Source organism: Rhizobium leguminosarum bv. viciae USDA 2370 (assembly GCF_002008365.1).
Taxonomy (GTDB): Bacteria; Pseudomonadota; Alphaproteobacteria; order Rhizobiales; family Rhizobiaceae; genus Rhizobium; species Rhizobium leguminosarum.
This window is the reverse complement of the sequence record NZ_MRDL01000046.1, coordinates 121,992-141,653: the sequence shown is the minus strand read 5'-3', so window position 1 is coordinate 141,653 and position 19,662 is coordinate 121,992. Positions and strand designations below refer to the sequence as shown.

The 19,662-nt window shown below is 60.8% G+C and carries 21 protein-coding genes and 1 pseudogene; 12 read left to right on the top strand and 10 right to left on the bottom strand.

The window, feature by feature from the left end; translation table 11 throughout:
* Positions 1-77: 77 nt before the first annotated feature.
* Both BS629_RS22705 and BS629_RS22700 read left to right on the top strand, forming a co-directional pair.
* On the top strand, positions 78-1,166 hold the full coding sequence (locus BS629_RS22705; RefSeq protein ID WP_018246281.1) for a glycosyltransferase family 4 protein: 1,089 nt from the start codon (positions 78-80) through the stop codon (positions 1,164-1,166).
* Positions 1,166-1,918 carry a polysaccharide deacetylase family protein gene (locus tag BS629_RS22700; RefSeq protein ID WP_018246282.1) on the top strand — a complete coding sequence of 251 codons (753 nt, stop codon included), beginning with the start codon at positions 1,166-1,168 and terminating at the stop codon, positions 1,916-1,918. Before BS629_RS22705 ends, BS629_RS22700 begins: the two co-directional genes overlap by 1 nt.
* A 21-nt stretch (positions 1,919-1,939) precedes the next feature.
* Here BS629_RS22700 and BS629_RS22695 read toward each other — a convergent pair whose 3' ends face one another.
* The 3 genes from BS629_RS22695 to BS629_RS22685 form a co-directional block, all read right to left on the bottom strand.
* The gene (locus BS629_RS22695) at positions 1,940-2,779 is read right to left on the bottom strand and encodes an alpha/beta fold hydrolase (RefSeq protein WP_026188743.1); all 840 of its coding nucleotides are present in this window, start codon (positions 2,777-2,779) and stop codon (positions 1,940-1,942) included.
* 59 nt (positions 2,780-2,838) lie between these two features.
* On the bottom strand, positions 2,839-3,213 hold the full coding sequence (locus BS629_RS22690; RefSeq protein WP_018246284.1) for a GFA family protein: 375 nt from the start codon (positions 3,211-3,213) through the stop codon (positions 2,839-2,841).
* 148 nt (positions 3,214-3,361) lie between these two features.
* Positions 3,362-4,192: an MBL fold metallo-hydrolase gene (locus BS629_RS22685; RefSeq protein ID WP_018246285.1), complete on the bottom strand. Its 831-nt coding sequence runs from the start codon at positions 4,190-4,192 to the stop codon at positions 3,362-3,364.
* A 511-nt stretch (positions 4,193-4,703) separates the two neighbouring features.
* Between BS629_RS22685 and BS629_RS22680 the strand changes: the two genes are divergently transcribed.
* Positions 4,704-5,372: a GntR family transcriptional regulator gene (locus BS629_RS22680; RefSeq protein WP_018246287.1), complete on the top strand. Its 669-nt coding sequence runs from the start codon at positions 4,704-4,706 to the stop codon at positions 5,370-5,372.
* Between the two features lie 76 nt (positions 5,373-5,448).
* Positions 5,449-6,123, top strand: coding sequence for a GntR family transcriptional regulator (locus tag BS629_RS22675; protein WP_018246288.1), 675 nt, complete (start codon positions 5,449-5,451; stop codon positions 6,121-6,123).
* Between the two features lie 8 nt (positions 6,124-6,131).
* On the opposite strand, the gene BS629_RS22670 is transcribed toward BS629_RS22675, so the two are convergent.
* Positions 6,132-8,027 carry a bifunctional sugar phosphate isomerase/epimerase/4-hydroxyphenylpyruvate dioxygenase family protein gene (locus BS629_RS22670; RefSeq protein ID WP_018246289.1) on the bottom strand — a complete coding sequence of 632 codons (1,896 nt, stop codon included), beginning with the start codon at positions 8,025-8,027 and terminating at the stop codon, positions 6,132-6,134.
* A gap of 248 nt (positions 8,028-8,275) precedes the next feature.
* On the opposite strand from BS629_RS22670, the gene BS629_RS22665 reads away from it, so the two are divergent.
* From BS629_RS22665 to BS629_RS22635, 7 genes and pseudogenes are all read left to right on the top strand, one after another.
* On the top strand, positions 8,276-9,106 hold the full coding sequence (locus BS629_RS22665) for a transporter substrate-binding domain-containing protein (RefSeq protein ID WP_018246290.1): 831 nt from the start codon (positions 8,276-8,278) through the stop codon (positions 9,104-9,106).
* Between the two features lie 231 nt (positions 9,107-9,337).
* Complete coding sequence (locus tag BS629_RS22660) at positions 9,338-9,781, top strand: type II 3-dehydroquinate dehydratase (protein ID WP_026188744.1); 444 nt, start codon at positions 9,338-9,340, stop codon at positions 9,779-9,781.
* Positions 9,782-9,812: 31 nt separating this feature from the next.
* Positions 9,813-10,481 carry an amino acid ABC transporter permease gene (locus tag BS629_RS22655; RefSeq protein ID WP_018246292.1) on the top strand — a complete coding sequence of 223 codons (669 nt, stop codon included), beginning with the start codon at positions 9,813-9,815 and terminating at the stop codon, positions 10,479-10,481.
* Positions 10,482-10,491: 10 nt separating this feature from the next.
* Entirely contained in the window at positions 10,492-11,133 is a 642-nt protein-coding gene (locus tag BS629_RS22650; protein WP_018246293.1) for an amino acid ABC transporter permease, read from the top strand.
* A 53-nt stretch (positions 11,134-11,186) separates the two neighbouring features.
* Positions 11,187-11,950: pseudogene (locus BS629_RS22645) on the top strand (amino acid ABC transporter ATP-binding protein).
* A 44-nt stretch (positions 11,951-11,994) separates the two neighbouring features.
* Positions 11,995-13,062: a Gfo/Idh/MocA family protein gene (locus BS629_RS22640; protein ID WP_077988512.1), complete on the top strand. Its 1,068-nt coding sequence runs from the start codon at positions 11,995-11,997 to the stop codon at positions 13,060-13,062.
* A gap of 4 nt (positions 13,063-13,066) precedes the next feature.
* Complete coding sequence (locus tag BS629_RS22635) at positions 13,067-13,897, top strand: shikimate dehydrogenase family protein (RefSeq protein WP_018246296.1); 831 nt, start codon at positions 13,067-13,069, stop codon at positions 13,895-13,897.
* Positions 13,898-14,016: 119 nt separating this feature from the next.
* On the opposite strand, the gene BS629_RS22630 is transcribed toward BS629_RS22635, so the two are convergent.
* The 6 genes from BS629_RS22630 to pcaD all read right to left on the bottom strand — a co-directional run bounded on the left by BS629_RS22630 (position 14,017) and on the right by pcaD (position 18,611).
* Positions 14,017-14,784: an SDR family oxidoreductase gene (locus tag BS629_RS22630; protein WP_077988522.1), complete on the bottom strand. Its 768-nt coding sequence runs from the start codon at positions 14,782-14,784 to the stop codon at positions 14,017-14,019.
* Between the two features lie 67 nt (positions 14,785-14,851).
* Positions 14,852-15,898 carry a 3-carboxy-cis,cis-muconate cycloisomerase gene (locus BS629_RS22625; protein WP_018246298.1) on the bottom strand — a complete coding sequence of 349 codons (1,047 nt, stop codon included), beginning with the start codon at positions 15,896-15,898 and terminating at the stop codon, positions 14,852-14,854.
* A gap of 129 nt (positions 15,899-16,027) precedes the next feature.
* Entirely contained in the window at positions 16,028-16,639 is a 612-nt protein-coding gene (gene pcaG / locus BS629_RS22620) for a protocatechuate 3,4-dioxygenase subunit alpha (protein ID WP_018246299.1), read from the bottom strand.
* A gap of 2 nt (positions 16,640-16,641) precedes the next feature.
* The gene (pcaH, locus tag BS629_RS22615; RefSeq protein WP_018246300.1) at positions 16,642-17,391 is read right to left on the bottom strand and encodes a protocatechuate 3,4-dioxygenase subunit beta; all 750 of its coding nucleotides are present in this window, start codon (positions 17,389-17,391) and stop codon (positions 16,642-16,644) included.
* A gap of 9 nt (positions 17,392-17,400) precedes the next feature.
* Positions 17,401-17,805, bottom strand: coding sequence for a 4-carboxymuconolactone decarboxylase (gene pcaC / locus BS629_RS22610; protein ID WP_018246301.1), 405 nt, complete (start codon positions 17,803-17,805; stop codon positions 17,401-17,403).
* Positions 17,802-18,611: a 3-oxoadipate enol-lactonase gene (gene pcaD / locus BS629_RS22605; RefSeq protein ID WP_018246302.1), complete on the bottom strand. Its 810-nt coding sequence runs from the start codon at positions 18,609-18,611 to the stop codon at positions 17,802-17,804. Before pcaD ends, pcaC begins: the two co-directional genes overlap by 4 nt.
* Before the next feature lie 95 nt (positions 18,612-18,706).
* On the opposite strand from pcaD, the gene pcaQ reads away from it, so the two are divergent.
* Positions 18,707-19,624: a pca operon transcription factor PcaQ gene (gene pcaQ / locus BS629_RS22600; protein ID WP_018246303.1), complete on the top strand. Its 918-nt coding sequence runs from the start codon at positions 18,707-18,709 to the stop codon at positions 19,622-19,624.
* Positions 19,625-19,662 lie beyond the last annotated feature (38 nt).

The window sequence follows — 19,662 nt, the reverse complement described above, 5'->3', positions numbered from 1 at the left end:
TCGGCAAAGGGACAATAGTGGAATTTTCCCGACAGGCGCGAAACTTGTAAACAGTGTGTCTTACCTGAGGTGTCCCAATGCGGGTGGCTTTCTACGCGCCGATGAAATCGCCGAACCATCCGGTGCCATCGGGCGACCGGCTGATGGCGCGGCTGCTGATCCGGGCGCTGGAGCTTGGCGGACATCAGGTCGACATTGCCTCCGAATTCCGCACCTATGCCTCGACACCGGAGGCGGCAGCCGCGCTCGAACCCGCCATCTCCGCCGAGCTGGAGCGGCTGCGGCTGACATGGAAATCTGGGCCGCGACCGGAACTCTGGTTCTGTTATCACCCCTATTACAAATCGCCCGATACCTTCGGGCCGGCGATATCAGCCGAATTCGCGATTCCCTATGTCACCGCCGAAGCCTCCTACGCGGCAAAACGCGACCGAACCGGCTGGGCAGCATCACAGAAACGCGTGGGCGAGGCGATCATGCAGGCGGCGGTCAATATCAGCTTCACCGAGCGCGACCAGGCCGGGCTCACAGCCGCCTTTCCGCAGGCGCGGCTTGCCGGGCTGAAACCCTTCATCGACACGGCGCTGTTCGAGAGGGCGTCGCCGGCGCCCGATCCGCACCGGCTGATGACGGTTGCGATGATGCGGGCCGGCGACAAGATGGACAGTTATGCGATGCTCGCGAGAGCATTGCGGCTGATCGAAGAACGCCCGTGGACGCTTGCCGTCATCGGCGATGGTCCGATGCGCCAGGAGGTACAGGCGCTGTTTGCCGATTTTCCCGGCCGCATCGAATGGCTGGGCGAGCGGAATCCCGTCGAGATCGCCGAACTGCTTGGGCATGGCGGCCTCTATGTCTGGCCCGGCTGCGGCGAGGCCTATGGTCTTGCCTATCTGGAAGCCCAGGCCGCCGGCCTGCCTGTCGTTGCGCAGGAAACGGCAGGGGTGCCAGCGGTGGTCGAGGCTGGGGTGACCGGCCTGCTGACGCCGGATGGCGATGTCGCCGCCTATGCCGAGGCTGTGACCGCCTTGCTTGACGACAGGCAAAGGCGCGACGCCATAGGGCAGACGGCGCGGCGCTTCGCGCTTGGGCAACGCTCGCTTGCGATGGCGGCGCAGGTTTTGAACGGAATTTTGCGGGACAATGCAGGAATAGGAGTGACGTGATGACCGACGGGATAGCCTGGGACCCTCTGTGCCGCGAGCTTGACCGCTGGCAGGCTGCCGGCCGCGTGGCGCGGTTCTGGCTGCGCGATGACGACGCCGTCGAGCCGACGCCGGCGCTGGAGACGCTGATGGTACTGGCGGGCGAAAACGATATTCCGCTGACGCTCGCGGTTATTCCCGGCCTGACCGGTGAGGCCTTGGCCGCGCGCCTGGTGGAGGAAACAGCCATCACTGTTGTGGCGCATGGTTGGTCTCATACGAACCATGCAGGGCCTGAGGCGAAGAAGCAGGAACTCGGCGGCGAGCGGCCGGCGGATGCCGTGCTCGGCGAGTTGCGTGAAGGGTTCCGGCTGCTGGAGCGACTGCATCCGGCTCGCTTCCTGCCGATGCTGGTGCCGCCGTGGAACCGGATCGATGCGGCCCTCATCCCGGCGTTGCCGGAGCTCGGATTTGCAGCCCTTTCGGTCTATGGGCGGGCAAGGCAGGGCGGTCCGGTGCCGCTGCTCAACACCCATGTCGACATCATCGACTGGCACGGCACGCGGGGCGGACGGGGCGAGGCGGAATTGGTGGCCGAACTGGTCGCCGAGCTTCGCGACCGGTTTGCCGGCGGCGAGGAGCCTGTTGGCGTGCTCACCCACCATCTGGTGCATGATGCGGCGGCGTGGGATTTCCTGTCGGCCTTGTTTGCGATCACTGCCCGGCATCCCGCCGTCCGCTGGTCGGCGGCGTCAGCACTTCTCGAGACTTAGAACACTCGCGGAAAGCAGCAATCACGCGTGAACTCGCCCGAGAAACTCTCGCATGAGCGCTACGACGTCATCGAGATGCGTCTCGAGCAGCCAGTGGCCGCCGGCCAGGATATGGAGTTCGGCATCCGGCAGATCGCGGAGATAGGCTCGCGCTGATTTTTCCGGCATGTAGTGGTCGTTCGGACCCCAGACAATCAAGGTCGGCGGCCGGTATTCGCTGAGGTATTTGCGGTGTTCCGGGAACCAGGCCCGGTTCTCCTCCAGTCCGGCGATCAGGTCTATGGCGATTTCCTTGCGCCGCGGCGTGATCAGCGACCAATGTAGTTTCCAGAGATCTGGCGGGATCGTATCGGCCAGATGGGGCGACAGATCGTTGAGGAATTCGTGCCTGAAGGCGGCCTCGCTGACCGCCTCCGCCAGCGCCTTTCTCATCTCCGATCTTGGAAGCGTCCACGTCGCCTCGATATCCGCATACTTCGGTCCGAGGGCATCTTCATAGGGGATATCGCCATTCTGGATGATCAGCGCCACGATGCGCTGGGGGATTCTGATCGCCAACCGCGCACCGATAGGCGAGCCGAAGTCGTGGAGGTAGAGGACAAACCGGTCGACATTCATCGCACCGATGAAGGCCTCCAGCCAGGCAGCGTATCCATCGAAGCTGTAGTCGAAATCATCAGGCGTGCCGCTGTAGCCCGCACCCGGGAAATCCGGCGCAATCAGGCGCCAACGATCGGCAAGGCGCGGCATGAGATTGCGAAACTCATAGGATGAGCAGGGATATCCGTGCGGCAGCAACAAGACCGGCGCATCTTCTCGGCCGGCCTCGCGGTAAAAAGTCTCGACGCCTGCAACCGTCATCCAGCGATGTCGACGAGAGTGGCCATCGGAAAGCTCCTCAGAATCGTTCGTCGTTCTCTTCACCTTCGGTCTTCGTCATACTGCTCGGCGCCTTCCACCGGTCGCAGCCACGGCTCGCGGCGTTTGACCCAGAGTTCGTAGCTCGGCACCAGAGGCGTCGGCGCCTCGGAGAGGATGCCAAGCTTGATTTCCGCCTCCTGGTCATCGGCGGAAAACAGCCGCGAACCGCACCCGGTGCAGAAATGCCGACCTTGGAACGCGGCGGTTTCCCCTGAATGTTCGAATTGGCCGGCGGGCCAGATCCCATAAAAGGTAAAGGCCGAACCGCTTTCTTGCCTGCAATCCGTGCAATGACAGATTCCAACGCGTAAGGGTTCGCCGCGGACAGAAATGCGCACCTGCCCGCAGAGACACTTTCCGGAAAGCACGGTCATGACGGATGCCTGTTTCGTTGATTTTGCGCTGCGGGGAAAACGGTCCGGCCCAGCATCTGTTCCGTCGTGACGTTCGCAGGCCTGCTCAGTTCGACGTAGTCGAAGAGCCTCGGACTGGACAGGATAACGGAGGCCGTTAGCGGAGCTGCTAGATCATCACGATCTGATTGTCGCGCGCGGCAAAGGATTCGGGGAAGGCTGCCTGCGCTTGCGTTTCCATCTCCGCCAGCTGTTCGTCGGTGCGGGAGGGGGCGTGGTGGAAGAGCGCGAAGCGCTTGGTGCCCGCCATTTTCGCAAGCTCGGTGCCATGCTGCCAGGTCGAATGGCCGAAGCCCTTGAAGCGCTGCATCTCGTCTTCATTGTAGGTGCAGTCGTAGACGACGAGATCGGCGTCCCGCATCATCTCCAGCGAAACCGGATCATAGCTGCCTGGAATATGCTCGATATCATAGACGAGAGCGACCGAGCGGCCCTGCCATTCGATGCGGTAGCCGATGGCGCCGCCCGGATGGTTCAGCATGAAGGTCTTGATCTCGATGCCCTTGTGAGGGGTCAGCACCTGACCGGCATGGAAATCGCGGAAGTTCATCGTCGCCTGGCAGATGTCGGTCTTGACGGGAAACCAGGGCGGGCTGATGAACTGCTCGACCATTTCGCGCGTGCTCATCTTGCCATCGAGATGGCCGGACCAGATGTTGACGTTGATCGAGGGGTAATAGATCGCCTTGAAGAAGGGCAGGCCGATGATGTGGTCGTAGTGGCAGTGGCTGAAGAACAGATCGACGTCGCTGACGCTGTCGGCGATCATCGATAGCCCAGCCTCGCGCAGGCCGGAGCCTGCGTCGAAGATCATCCGATGTTTTCCGCAGCGAATTTCGATGCAGGAAGTGTTACCGCCGTAGCGATCGAACTCGGGGCCCGACACGGGAATACTGCCGCGGACGCCCCAAAATTTTACCTGAAACAAATCTGTCGTCATCGTTCTTCAAACCGGCCTTCCCACGTCGCCATCGTAGTCATTGTTCATCCCGATGCGAAGCAGTAGAATTCCACGGGTTTGCCTGCGGCCCCTTTCATTCTCCTAACCGCTAGCGGAAGAAGAAGTAGATTTTCCTAAGCAATCGGCTTTCGCTTCGGAAAGCAACCCAGTATGGTTGGTTTTCGGTAAACGGGCTGCTGAGGGCGGGGACATTTTCCCGTACGTCATGCTTATTAGATGGTTGCGCGCGATTGAAAAAACAATTGCCGCCCTGTTGAGCCGAAAAATCCAGTTTTAGGAGCAGCGCGAAAAGCCGCGCCAAAGGGCTTGGCCCCACAGGCATTTGGCGCTGTATTGTGGTCAGGCCCTGCTCGACCCAGTCGCATCCGCGTTCTCCGGCCAAACCAGCATCATATGAGGAAATTCTAATTCCTATTCTGCGAATGCTTCCTTGATTGAGAATGCCAGAAAGAGATATATCCGACGATACAGAAAATATAAGAGACTCGCCATGTTGCAGCCGGTTATCAACGAGACCATTGCCGAGAGCAGCTACAGGCGCATTCGAGCCGACATCATTTTTGGTCGGCTGACCCCCGGACAAAAGTTGAAGCTGGAAAGCTTGAAGGAGTCCTACGAGACCAGCATCAGTACACTTCGAGAAGTGCTCAATCGGCTGTCGTCCGAGGGGCTTGTCGTTGCCGAGGGACAAAAAGGTTTCGAAGTGTCTCCAGTGTCCGTTTCGGACCTCAAGGAGACAGCGGCGCTGAGGCTTCTGCTGGAAACACATGCGCTGGAGCAGTCGTTCGTGCATGGCGACGTGGAGTGGGAAGCTCCCCTGGTATCAGCGCACTACAAATTGGCGCGGATGGAACAGGTGATGGCATCCGGCGACACCAGCAGGGCAGAGGACTGGAAGCGTTACGACTGGGAGTTTCACCAAGCTCTGATATCCGCCTGTGGATCGAAACTGCTGATGGAGACGCACTCGGTGATCTTCGACAGATATTTGCGATATCAGATGGTTGCCTTGTCCTATCGAGGCGATGTCGCGGCCAATGAACACCAACAGCTTTTGGATGCGGCATTGCGACGTGACGCGGAGACGGCCAAGCGGGTGCTTGTGCTGCATATCCAAGGCGGGGTCGAACATGCGCTGGCGAGAGGGACGCTGAGATAGAAATGATCCGGACGTTTCTCTTCGAGCTTTAGGTCCACCACGTAGATTGCATTTCGGCGAAACCAGGAAAAGCTCCATGCTCAAGCAAGTCCATGACCCGGCTGAAACAGTAAGCGATGTCGTCTTCCGGCAGATCCGCGAGGATATCATATCGGGGACATTGCCGCCGGGGGCCAAGATCAAGCTGGAGCAGGCAAAGGAGCGCTACTCCATCGGCATTTCATCGCTGCGCGAAATTCTAAGCCGCCTGACCACGGAAAATCTCGTTGTCGCCGAGGGCCAGCGTGGCTTCGAAGTCAGCCCTGCTTCGCGCCGAGAACTCCTCGAGCTAGCCGACCTCAGGATCGTTCTTGAAACACATGCGATCGGCCTTGCCTTCGCTGCGGGAAATCTCGAATGGGAGGGGCGCATCGTCGCCGCACATCACCGGCTGGCTGCCGCGGAACGCAAGCTCCTTGCCGGCGACGTCTCGCGGACCGTCGACTGGGTCCGATACGACTGGGAGTTCCATCAGGCGATCGTCTCTGCCTGCAATTCAGCGACGCTGATGGCGACATTGTCATCCGTCTTCGACCGCTTTCTCCGCTACCATATGCTGGCCGAGAGTTTTCGGGGCAAGCCTGTTGTCGATGACCACAGGCTTCTGTTTGAACTTTCCATTCAGCGCGACGTCGCCGGCGCGACCGACGTCGTCAGACGGCACGTTCAAAGCGGCGTGGAGCATGTGCTCAAGAGCGGCCGGATTACCTAACCAGGGGCTCAAAAGGCGTCTTTCGGAATTCCTTCCGGACGCATCTGTTTCTTCAGGGCGGCGATCCGGAAAATTGCGTTCGGCGCGCCGTAGCCGCGATAGCCGCGGCGCTCGACGATCTCGAAAAAGAAACCCTCTCCATATGTTCCGCTATAGAGCTGGAAATACTCGCCATGCTCGTCCCGGTCATAGAGGATGTTCTCCGACTTCAGCCGCTCGGTCAGGGTAGGATCGAGGCCGAAGCGTGCTTCGACGTCGTCGTAGTAGTTCGGCGAAATGTGCAGTGATCTGAAACCGCAGACACGAAGGCTTTCGGCGGTTGCAAAGATATCGTCGGTCAAAAACGCCAGGTGCTGTATGCCGGCCCCAAATTTCTCGGCAATGAAATGCCCCGCCAGGGTGCGGCGATTCTCGGCTCCGTTCATGGTAATGCGCAGCGCGCCGGACTCGTTCTCGACAACTTGGCTGCGGACCACCCCGGCTGGATCGATGATATCGACCATCGGGGTCTTCCGCGTCTCGAAAATGGACGTGTAGAACAGAAGCCAGGTGAGCATTTCATCGTAGCCGACTGTCTGGGCGACGTGATCAATGCGCAAAAGGCCTGCCGACGGCGCGTCGCTGTCATCGCTGACCGGCTGAAAGTCGATTTCCGAGAAGCGACCCAATGCGCTCTTGTCGTCGATGAGATAGACGATCCCGCCTCCCACGCCCCGAATGGCAGGCAGCTCAAGCTCACCGTCTACGACAGGCTGGGTGAATGGCTCGGCATCCAAGGCGAGCGCGCGCTCATAGGCCTTGACGGCATCGTCGACGACCAGGGCCATGGCATAGGCGAAGGTACCGTGAACGGCGTAGGCCGCATTGGCGAATCCTGCCTGATCGACATTGACGAGGATCCGTATCTCGCCCTGCTCGAAAAGAGAGACCTTCTTCGTGCGGTGGATTGCCGTCTTTTTGAACCCGAGGGTGCGCAGCAATGCAACCAGCTCGACTTCATCCTGTTCGTCGGTGGCAAACTCGACGAAGCCGACTCCCTTTACGGAGGGCCTTTCCGGCATCGCCGCTCCGGTCATGCTTCCGATGCCGAGATGGCGGCGTACCTGATCGCCGAGATAGATCAGGGAGCGGTGGCCGTCGGCCGCGATCGCACGCGAAAAACCGCCTCGAAACTGGTCGTTGAAGATCTCCAGGGAGAAATACCCATCATAACCTGTTGCCGCGACGGCTTCGGTGAACGCCGTAACGGGAAGGTCGCCTTCACCCGGCATATTTCGGAAGTGGCGGCTCCAATAGAGCAGGTCCATGTCGATCAACGGAGCATCGGCAAGCTGGACGATGAAAATTTTCTCTTTGGGAATTGAGCGGATGGAGTTGACGTCGATCTTGCGTGACAAGGTGTGGAAGCTGTCGAGGATAAGGCCGACATTCGGATGATCGGCGCGACGCACGATCTCCCAGGCGTCGCGGTGGTCGCTGATATGGCGACCCCAGGCAAGCGCCTCGTAGCCCACCCGCAGTCCACGCCTGGCGGCACGCTCGCCGAGTTCCCGAAAGTCCTCCGCTGCCCGGTCGATGCCGCCGATGGCTGCCGGCGAGACGTTTGAACAGACGAGCACCAGGTCCGTTCCGAGCTGCTGCATGACGTCGAACTTCCGTTCCGCGCGGTCAAATGTGCGGCTTCGCAGCGGCTCCGGCATGCCCTCGAAATCACGAAATGGCTGAAACAGGGTGATCTCCAGGCCATGGTCGCGGACGAGTTTCCCGACATCGGCCGGGCTTCCGTCGAAGGCGAGGAAGTCATTCTCGAAGATCTCGACACCGTCGAAGCCCGCCCGGGCGATCGCCTCGAGCTTCTCCGGGAGTTCGCCGCTGATCGTTACAGTCGCAATCGAGGTCCTCATGTCAAAGCCCTTCCGATATCCGTGCAAGATTGAACGAGCGCCGAACACGACGATGCGTTCCAGAAAACCGCTCGCTACTATTATGGCAAATGTCGTGAGGAATTCAAATAGCGTGTCTTATTATAAATTCTCATATGATTTTGAAAAACTCTGTTGATTTGAGTGCTCGTCTCTGGCAATCATTCCTCTCACAGTCAAAAGGTGAGGTGGCTGTCCGGTCGAATGACCGCCAAAGGAGGAGGAATTACATGTTCAAGTCTTTGCTAACGCGCCGAAATGCGATGCTCGGAGCCGCGGCCCTGGTGGCTGCCGTCACCTTGGCGCAACCGGCCGCCGCCGTCACGCCTGACGAAATCAAGGCTCGCGGCAAGATCATCGTCGGAATTCAGGGTGACAACCCGCCCTGGGGCTTTGTGACCAGCGGCGGCAAACAGGACGGCCTCGATGCCGACATCGCGACGCTGTTTGCCAAGGAACTGGGCGTTTCCGTCGAGTTCGTGCCGCTTGAAGTCAACAACCGCATTCCCGCACTGACGGCCGGCCGTGTCGACGTTCTGTTCGCGACGATGGCAATGCTGCCAGATCGTGCAAAGGCCGTGCAGTTCAGCAAGCCCTATGTTGCCAATGCCATCGTTTTGATTGGTCCAAAATCGGCCGAGATCAAGACGAATGCCGACATGGCCAAGTTCACGGTTGGCGTCGCCAAGGGCGCTGCTCAGGACACGCAGGTCACCAAGAACGCGCCGCCGAGCACGACCATCCGGCGCTATGATGGAGACGCCGCGAGCGTCCAGGCCCTGGTGTCCGGCCAAGTCGAGACGCTTGGTGGCAACATTTTCTATATGGACCGGGTGGAGAAGGCCCGTCCGGGCGAATTCGAAAACAAGCTTGAGTTCCAGAAGCTCTACAACGGTGCTTGCACGCGTCTCGGCGAAAAGGAAATCAATGCGGCGCTCAACACCTTCATCGACAAGATCAAGGCCAACGGCGAACTCAAGGCAGTCTACGACAAGTGGATGAAGGTTCCGGTCCCGGAATTCCCGGAAACGCTGGAAGGCATTCCGTTTGCGGCGAACTGAGTGAACGGCAAAGGTGGACGGGGCCCGGCCTTCCGGCTGATTACAGGGCCTGCCAACCACTCCTCCGTCATGCTCGGGCTCGTCCCGAGCATCTACGGCGGCAGATCCCCGGCACAAGGCCGAGGATGACGTCCAACAAGAGGCAACTCTTCACCAAACAAGGCCGGGCATGCAATGCCCGGCAACGCAACCGCCATGCTTAAGGCTCTGCCCGCATCCAGGAGCGCGATCATGAACAAACCAATCTTTGTGCTCAATGGACCGAACCTCAATCTTCTCGGTCAGCGCGAGCCGGCGATCTATGGAACCACGACGCTTGCCGACATCAGAAAACGCTGCGTGACCAAGGCAAAGGCGCTCGGATTCGACGTCGAGTTTCGCCAGACCAATTTTGAGGGCGAACTGGTTGAGAGCGTGCACCAGGCCCGGACCGACGCCTGTGGCATCATCATCAATCCTGCCGGCTATACGTTCACATCGATCGCTCTTCTCGATGCGTTGAAAATGTTCGACCCGCCGAAGATCGAGCTGCATATTTCGAATGTTCATGCGCGTGAGAGCATCTACCACAATTCGCTGATCTCGCGCGTCGTCACGGCCATCATGATCGGCTTTGGAGCCGACGGCTACGAGCTGGCCATCCAGGCGATGGCAGGCATGGTCAAGCGGGACTGAACTTTCAGGAAGACGGACCAGAAGGATCGCCATGAATTATAAGTTGGATTTCACCCCGGTCATAGATGGCCTGCCGAGCCTTCTGCTCGGCTGCCTCGGGACATTCTTGCTTGCCATTTGTGGGATGCTACTGGCGATCATCATCGGAATTGGCGGGGTAGCCTTGCGCGACTCTGCGCTCAAGCCGGCCCGATGGCTGGTCATCGCCTTCGTCGAATTGATCCGCAACACGCCGTTTCTGGTCCAGATCTTCTTCATCTATTTTGCGCTACCGCTGACGGGCATCAGGCTGGATCCGACACCAACGGCGATTATCGCGCTCGGCATCAACGGTGGCGCCTACGCCATCGAGATCATTCGCGGTGGCGTTCAGTCGATCCCGAAGGGACAGATGGAAGCGGGTCTGGCCCTTGGTCTGCACAAGGCTCAGGTTTTCCGGCTGATCATCCTCAAGCCGGCATTGCGGGCGATCTATCCGTCCCTGACCAGCCAGTTCGTCCTCCTGACGCTGACCACCAGCATTGCATCGGCGATTTCGGCCTACGAGCTGACTTCCGTTTCGCAGCGCATCGAGTCGGAGAGCTTCCGGAGCTTCGAGGTCTACTTCACGGTCACGATTTTCTATTTCGTGATCTCCTGGCTGATGATGCGCATCTTCGCGCTGTTTTCGGCGCGCTACTTCAAATATCCGGTCAAGTAGGAGGAATTCCATGGGTCACGAAGAATTCGTCTTCCTCCTGATCGGCTTGAAATGGACCGTGGTCCTGTCCGCTGTCGGCTTTGTCTGCGGCTGTATTTCAGGGCTCGGCATCGCTCTTGCCCGTGCCTCGGGCATACCGCTGCTGGAACGCCTGACGGCTGGCTATATCGCCGTCTTCCAGGGAACACCGCTGCTGATGCAGCTTTTCGTCGTCTATTACGGCCTGGCGCTGGTGGGGCTGATGCTCGATGCTTGGGTGGCTGTCGCGATCGGCCTGACCCTGCATGCCAGCGCATATCTGGGTGAGATCTGGCGCGGATCGATCGAAGCGGTTCCACGCGGCCAGACGGAAGCGGCAAAGGCTCTCAGCCTCAGATATGTGTCGCGCATGAAGGATGTCATCCTGCCGCAGGCGCTGCGCATCTCGCTGCCTGCCACGGTCGGTTTCCTCGTGCAGCTGATCAAAGGCACTTCGCTTGCATCGATCGTCGGCTTCACCGAGCTGACGCGCGCCGGCAACATCATCTCCAACCAGATCTTCCAACCGCTGACGGTCTTCGGCATCGTCGGCGTTCTCTATTTCCTGATGTGCTGCCCACTGACGATTCTTGGCGCGCGCCTCGAACGAAAGTTTGCCGCCTCTGCGCGCTGATCCGCATCTCGCATTCTTCGACGCGGTCCAGCCGCCAATACGGAGTTCTACTGATGACCAGTCCCAATCCTGCCCAAGGCGCAGAGACCATGATCACCATGGAGCGGGTGGAGAAGTGGTATGGCGCTTTTCAAGCCCTGCACGACATCAACATATCGGTTCGCAGCGGCGAGAGGATCGTCTTGTGCGGGCCTTCCGGCAGCGGGAAATCGACGCTCATTCGCTGCATCAACCATCTTGAGACCTACGAGAAAGGGGAAATCCGCGTTGGCGGGATTCTTCTCGGCAATCAGGCCAAGACCATAGATGCGATCCGCCGTGAGGTCGGCATGGTGTTCCAGCAGTTCAATCTGTTTCCGCATCTGACCGTGCTGCAGAACTGCATGCTGGCGCCGATGAAAGCTGTCGGCGTCGGTAAGGCGGAGGCCGAGGAAAGGGCACGCGGCCTGCTCGAGCGGGTCAAGATCCTGGAGCAGGCCGACAAATACCCGGTGCAGCTTTCTGGTGGCCAGCAGCAGCGCGTGGCCATCGCCCGCGCGCTTTGCATGCGGCCGAAAGTGATGCTGTTCGATGAGCCGACGTCGGCGCTTGATCCGGAGATGGTCAAAGAGGTGCTGGATACCATGATAGCGCTGGCCGATGAGGGCATGACGATGATCTGCGTCACGCACGAGATGGGCTTTGCCCGCCAGGTCGCCGATCGCGTGATCTTCATGGCCAGCGGCGCGATCGTCGAGGAAGCCCCGCCCGCCGAATTCTTCACAAACCCACAGCATGAGCGAACAGGAAATTCCTCGGAGAAATCCTGCGGAAGTAAGCCGTCTCAGGGTCGATGCGTCTGGCAAATTATGGGAGCCGGCAATGAAGCCGCTAGAGATTGCAGTCATGGGAGCCGGCCTCATCGGCAGGCGCCACGTCGAGCGAATTATCTCAGAGCCCGGAACCGTTCTCTCGGCGGTGATTGATCCTTCTGCCGCCGGTCGCGACTTTGCCGAGAATGTCGGCGCCCGATGGTGCCGGAGCTTCCTAGACATCCGCGTCGAGGACAGGCCTCACGGCGTCATCGTGGCAACACCGAACCAGCTCCACGTTGGGAACGGAACGGAGATCATCGCTGCCGGCATCCCTGTTCTGATCGAGAAACCGATCGCCGACGATGTCGATGCTGCAGGGGCGCTGGTTGCCGCCGGCGAGAAGGCAGGCATACCGGTGCTGGTCGGCCATCACAGGCGCCACAATCCGATGATCCAGGCGGTCAAGCAGATCGTCGACGGCGGAAGGCTTGGCCGGATCATCACGGTGCACGGCACGTTCTGGGTCGCCAAGCCCGACGAGTATTTCGACATCCCCTGGCGGCGCGAAGCGGGCGCCGGCCCTATCTTCGTCAACCTGATCCACGATGTCGATCTCTTCCGATATTTCTTCGGCGAGGTCGAAGCCGTCCATGCGATGGAATCCCACGCCGTGCGGAACCATGCTGTCGAGGATACGGCTGTCGTGACGCTGCGTTTCGAAAGCGGGGTGCTTGCCACTCTCAACGGCAGTGATGCCGTGGCGGCGCCCTGCAGCTGGGAGATGACCACCGGGGAGAACCCTGCTTTTCCCCGTTACGATCAATTCTGCTACCAGATCGGCGGCACCAAGGGCTCGCTCGGAATTCCTGATCTGACACTGTGGACGAGCCCTTCGAGGCCCGATTGGCTGGAGCAGCTTGCCCAGGAGCGGGTGCACTACGCAGCAGCCGATCCCCTTTGCGTTCAGCTCAGACATTTTTGCGACGTTATCCGTGGTGATGCCACGCCTCTAGTGAGTGGCCGGGAGGGCCTTGCGACTCTCAGGGTCGTCGAAGCGATCAAGAGATCGGCGCGCTCGGGGCAGATGATCCACCTCGCCAAGGCCAGCGCCTCTTCCGATCCCCAGAAAGTCTGACCACATGATCACCGGGACGACCAAACTCATCGCTCACCTCGGCTATCCGACGGAGTCCTTCAAGGCGCCGCTGATCTACAATCCTTACTTTCAGAAGACCGGAATTGATGCCGTCGTCGTGCCGATGGGCTGCAGGCCGGAGGACTATCCGGCGTTTCTGAAGCTTCTGTTCCGGCTATCCAATATCCACGGCGCTCTCATCACGATGCCGCACAAGATTTCGACGATGGCGCTGCTCGACGAAACCTCGACCAACGCAAAAGTCGCCGGCTCGTGCAATGCAGTGCGTCTCGGTTCGGACGGCAGGCTGATCGGTGACATGTTCGATGGCGAGGGCTTCGTTCGAGGCGTGTTGCGCAAGGGCAAAAAGGTTGAAGGAGCCCGTGCGCTCATCGCTGGTGCCGGCGGCGTCGGCTCGGCGATCGCGGCGTCGTTGGCACAGGCGGGCGTCGCCCATCTTGCGATCTTCGACGCCAACGAGACGACGGCGACCGCGCTGCTGGACAGGCTGAAGAAATACTATCCGCATCTTGAAGTGACGGTCGGCTCCGCCGATCCGACAGGTTTCGACATTGTCGTCAACGCGACGCCTCTCGGAATGCGACGGGGTGACCCGCTGCCAATCGATATCGACCGCATCTCCCCATCGACCTTCGTCGGCGAAGTCGTGATGACGAAGGAGATAACCCCTTTTCTCGAGGCCGTGCGGGCGCGCGGCTGTGTATTTCAGGTTGGGACGGACATGTTGTTCGAACAGATCCCCGCCTATCTCGAATTCTTCGAATTCCCGACAACGACGGCCGATAACCTGCGTGCCATCGCCAAACTCGGATGATGCGAATTCAGAGCATGATGCCGAAAAGTGTGAGCGGTTTTCGGACGACATCATGCTCTAACCATATAATATAGAACAGGATTCAGATTTAGGCCGATCCGGCCTAAAATCATCCTGTTCTAGAGCGAGGCGGTGATGCCGCCATCGACGGTCAGCATGTGGCCGTTGACGAAGGAGGAGGCATCCGAGGCCAGGAAGACGGCAGCGCCGACAAGCTCCTTGACCTCGCCCCAGCGGCCGGCCGGTGTGCGGTTTTCCAGCCAGCCGGAAAACTTGGGATCATCGACCAGCGCCTGGTTGAGTGGGGTGCGGAAATAGCCGGGCGCGATCGCATTGATCTGCAGGCCGTATTTCGCCCAGTCGGTCGCCATGCCGCGCATGAGGTTCTTCACCGCGCCCTTGGTGGCGGTATAGGGCGCGATGCCGGGACGGGCGAGTTCGGCCTGGACGGAGGCGATGTTGATGATCTTGCCGCGGCCGCGTGAGATCATTGCCTGGGCGACCGGCTGGCTGACATAGAATAGGCTGGAGACGTTGGTCTTGAAGATCTCGTCCCATTTATCGACCGGGAAGTTCTCCAGCGGTGTGCGAAACTGCATGCCGGCATTGTTGACGAGGATGTCGATCGGGCCGATCTCCGCCTCGATATAGGTGATGGCGGTGCGGCTGGCCTCGGCATCGGTGACGTCGAAGGCGGCGCTGACGGCATGGCGATGGCTGCGACGGATATCCTCGGCGGCGGCTTCCGCCTTCTGCGCGTTGCGGCCGTTGATGATGATCGAAGCGCCATGCTCGGCAAGCCCGACCGCCAATGCGCGGCCGATGCCCTGACTGGAGCCGGTGACGAGGGCGCGGCGGCCGGAGAGGTCGAAGAGGGGAAAGGTCACAAGGCTGCTCCTGATTTCGTTGCACTCTGCATAACCGGTTTCCGGCACTACATGCAAAGGTGCTGGATCAGGCCCTTCCAAGCCTCTTGATATTTCCTGCAAGCTCCCCGGCGAGCCGCAGGCTGGCGGCGGTTGCCATCGTCATTTGCGGCAGGAGCAGCCATTCGAGCGTCCAGGCAGCACCGGAGCGTTCCTGTTCGTGGACGAGGGACTGGTGGATGCCTGATAGAACAGTGGCGTTGAAGCGGGCGAGCGAGACGAGGACTTCGGCCGAAACGGGGTTCTGCTTGTGCGCCATCGCCGACGAGGTGCCGCCGCCCGAGATTTCGATCTCATCGCCGGCCTGGGCAAGCAGCGCGATATCCTGCCCCATCTTGCCGAGACTGCCCGATATCGACGCGAACAGGCCGGCAATATCGGCGATCGGCAGACGCCCGCTCTGCCATTGGTGTGCGTCCGTGAGGCCGAGTTCCTGGGCCAGCGAAGCGCGGATTGCGGAGGCGTGCGATCCGAGCTTGTCCAGTGTGCCGGCCGCACCACCGAACTGGACGGGAAAGCTCTGCTCGGTCAGGCGGTCGCGATAGGTCGTCAACGGTGCGCGCCACGCATTGAGGCGATCGGCGACGGTGATCGGGATCGCCGCCTGCATGCGGGTATGACCCATCAGCTGGTTCCGGCCGAACAGGCGGTCGAGCGCATCGAGTCCTGCGGCAATAGTGGAAAGCCGGCCGGCAAACAGGAAGACGACGGCCTTCAGGCGGATCATCAGGCTGGTATCGATGACATCCTGGCTGGTCGCGCCGAGATGCAGGCTTTTTGCCGCCTCCTCGCCGACATCAGCGCGCAGCTGCTTGATGAGGTCGGGAACGACGACACCGTCCCTTGCCGTCGCCGATCGAAGACTGGGCACATCGGCTGAGAAGGCAGCGCAGGTGTCAGTGATACGCCTTGCCGCTTCGGCAGGGATCAGGCCATGAGCGGCTTGCGCCTTGGCGAGCGCGGCCTCGAAGGAGAGCATGGCTCGGATATCCGCCGCGGCGGAGAAATAGGGCGCGATTTCATCGTCGCCGAGCAGGCCGGAGAGGAAGGGGTGGTCGAAGGGCGATGCGGTCATGAGCGTCTCGGTTTGTGGTGGCGGCCCCCTCATCCGGCTGCCGCCACCTCTCCCCTCGGGGAGAGGGTAGGGTGAGGGGGACGCTACCTACACAGAGCCCTGTGAACAAGCGACTTGCGCGGCTGGCCCTCAGATATCCAGAAACACCGTTTCCTTCGGACCCTGCAGATAGATGTCGAAATGACAGGTCGCGCCGTCGCGCGTGGCGATCATTGTTGCGACGCGCTCGCGATGTTCGATGCGGGAAAGCAGCGGATCGGCGGCGTTGGCCTCCGTCTCCTCCGGGAAATACATGCGTGTGTGCAGGCCGATATTGATGCCGCGGGCGACGATCCAGAAGGTGATGTGCGGGGCCATTTTGCGACCGTCCTTGAAGGGAACGCGGCCGGGCTTGACGGTCTCGAAGCTGTAGACGCCGTCCTCAGCGCGGGTCGGGCAGCGGCCCCAGCCGGTGAAATTGGGGTCGGCGGCGCCGCGCATTTCCGACGGGCTGTTGTAGAGGCCGGCGCTGTCGGCCTGCCAGATCTCGATGACCGCATCGCGCACCAGCGCCCCGGCGCCGTCGAAGATCCGGCCGGTGACGGTGATACGCTCGCCGAGCGTCTTGTCGTTGACCATCTCGATGCCGAGATCGGTGTCGTAGACGCCCGTTATGTCGCAGAAATTCGGCGTCAGGCCGATATGGACATAGGGACCGGCCGTCTGCGACGGGGTTTCCTTGAGGTAGCCCAGCTGCTGCATGGTCAGTTGCCCTCCAGTCTGTTTTCGAACATCGTCGAGCGACGGCCGCGCAGCACGATATCGAATTTATAGGCACGTGAATCCATTGGAATGGTGTTGCCCCAGTCGAGCGGCGCGATCAGTTGCTCGATCGCCGCCTTGTCGGGGATCGTGCCGACGATCGGACATTTCCAGATCATCGGATCGCCTTCGAAATACATCTGGGTGATCAAGCGTTGGGCAAAGCCATGCCCGAAGATCGAAAAATGGATATGGGCGGGACGCCAGTCGTTGATGCCGTTCGGCCAGGGATAGGCGCCGGGGCGGATGGTGCGGAAATGGTAGCGGCCGTCCTCGTCGGTGATGGCGCGGCCGCAGCCGCCGAAATTCGGGTCGATCGCCGCCAGATAGGTTTCCTTCTTGTGGCGATAGCGGCCGCCGGCATTGGCCTGCCAGAACTCGACCAAGGCGCCTGCAACCGGCCTGGCGCGCTCATCGAGCACGCGGCCATGGACGATGATGCGTTCGCCGATCGCACTTTCGCCGGGCTGCGCGTAGTTCAGGATCAGGTCGTTGTCGAGTTCGCCGATCATCGCATGGCCGAAGACCGGACCGGTGGTCTCGGAAATCGTGCCGTCGAGAGAGAGCAGCGCGCGCTGCGGCGCGCGCAGCACCGAGGTCTTGTAGCCGGGGGTCAGCGCTGGCGCATGCCAGGCGCGGTCGCGGGCGAAGAAGCCGCCGGTCTCGGGCTTGCGGTTCGGTCGTTCGGACATTTTTCTCCCTCAGGCCGCCTTTTCGGCGTCCATCTGTTCAAAAGCCTGCTTTGCGATCTTGATCGCGTGATTGGCGGCGGGAACGCCGGCATAGATTGCAACATGCAGCAGCGCCTCGCAAATATCCTCGCGGGTTGCCCCCGTATTGGCGGTGGCGCGCACATGCATGGCGACCTCGTCGTCCTGGCCGAGGGCCGCGAGCAGAGCGATCGTGATGATCGAGCGCTCGCGCTTCGTCAGCGCCGGGCGCGACCAGACATGGCCCCAGGCAGCTTCGGTGATCAGTTCCTGGAAGGGGCGGTCGAACTCCGTCGATGTGGCGGCGGCGCGGTCGACATGGGCGTCGCCAAGCACGGCGCGGCGGGTCGCCATGCCCTGGCGATAACGTTCGGAGGAGGACGCGGTCTCATTCATGGGCGGACTTCTCCAGGCGGAATGGATGTGAGGAAGGCGCGGATGATCGCCGTCAGCGCCTCCGGCTGCTCAACGCAGGGAATGTGCGCGCAATCGCGGATCACTTCGTAGCGAGCGCCTGATATCAGCTTCGCGGTCGAAAGCACGAGATCGGGCGGCGTCGAGCCATCCTGGTCGCCAACGATGCAGATCGTCGGCACGGTGATCGTCTTTGCGATTTCGGTAAAGTCGGCATCGCGGATCGCGGCGCAAGCGGCGACATAACCCTCGACGGGCTGGCGCGTCAGCATGTTGCAATAGCCGGCATAGGCGGTGTTCTCGGGCCGGCGGAAGGCGGGTGTGAACCAGCGTTCCATGATGGCGTCGACAATGCTGCCGATACCGTTTTTCTCGACGGCGGCGATGCGGGCGTTCCAGCTCTCTGAAGTGCCGATCTTGTGGGCGGTATCGCAAAGGATCAGTGCGCCGACCAGGTCGGGTCGGCGGTGATAGAGCGACTGGGCGATGAGGCCGCCGACGGAGAGGCCGCAGATGACGGCATCCTTGACCGACAGCAGATCGAGAAGGCCGGCGAGATCCGTCGCATGATCCTCGATCGATGAGGGGAGCTGGCCGACATCGGAAAGGCCGTGGCCGCGCTTGTCGTAAAGCACGATGGCAAATTCACCGGCAAGCCGTACCACGACGTCGCGCCAGATGCGGAAGTCCGTTCCGAGCGAATTGGTAAAGATGATCACTGGCCTGTCGGCGGGGGCGCTGATGACCTGATAGTGGATCGTCACGTCGTTTATGCGGGCGAATTGCACGTCACTCTCCTCCTGAATGGTGAAATTGACTGGTTGATCCGGTTAAGTAAAATGATATTTATTGGCGTTTCGATAACCTTGGAGTTATGCGAACGATGATCGACAGCCGGGTCAAGTTCCGCCATCTGCAAACCTTTGTCGAGGTGGCGCGGCAGAAGAGCGTCATGAAGGCCGCCGAATTGCTGCATGTCAGCCAGCCGGCAGTCACCAAGACGATCCGCGAACTGGAACAGGTGCTGGGTGTCGATGTTTTCGAGCGCGATGGCCGCGGCATCAAGATCACCCGGTACGGCGAGGTCTTCCTGCGGCACGCTGGCGCTGCGCTGACCGCGCTGCGCCAGGGTCTCGATTCCGTTTCGCAGGAGCAGTTCGCCGATGCGCCGCCGATTCGTATCGGCGCACTGCCGACGGTGTCATCGCGCATCATGCCGCGGGCGATGGAACTCTTCCTCAAGGAGAAGACCTGGAGCCGGGTGAAGATCGTCACTGGTGAGAACGCGGTACTGCTGGAACAGCTTCGCGTCGGCGATCTCGATATCGTCGTCGGACGTCTGGCAGGCGCCGAGAAGATGGCGGGCTTTTCCTTCGAACATCTTTATTCCGAGCAGGTGGTGTTTGCCGTGCGCGCCGGCCATCCGCTGCTCGACGGCCGGCAATCGCTGTTTGCCGGCTTCGGCAACTATACGGTGCTGATGCCGACGCGGGGGTCGATCATCCGGCCGGTGGTCGAAAATTTCCTCATCGTCAACGGCGTCTCCAGCCTGCCGAACCAGATCGAGACGGTGTCGGATTCCTTCGGCCGCGCTTTCCTCAGGGCAAGCGATGCGATCTGGATCATTTCCAACGGCGTGGTGGCCAACGATGTCGCCGACGGGCGGCTGGCGCTTCTGCCGATCGATACCGGCGAGACCAAGGGGCCGGTCGGGTTGACGATGCGCGCCGATGCCGTGCCGTCGCTGCCGCAATCGATCCTGATGCAGACTATCCGAGAGGCGGCAGGTGAGGTTTCCTGAAGTAGCGGAGGTCGGACCAGGATCAGAAGAAGGATCTG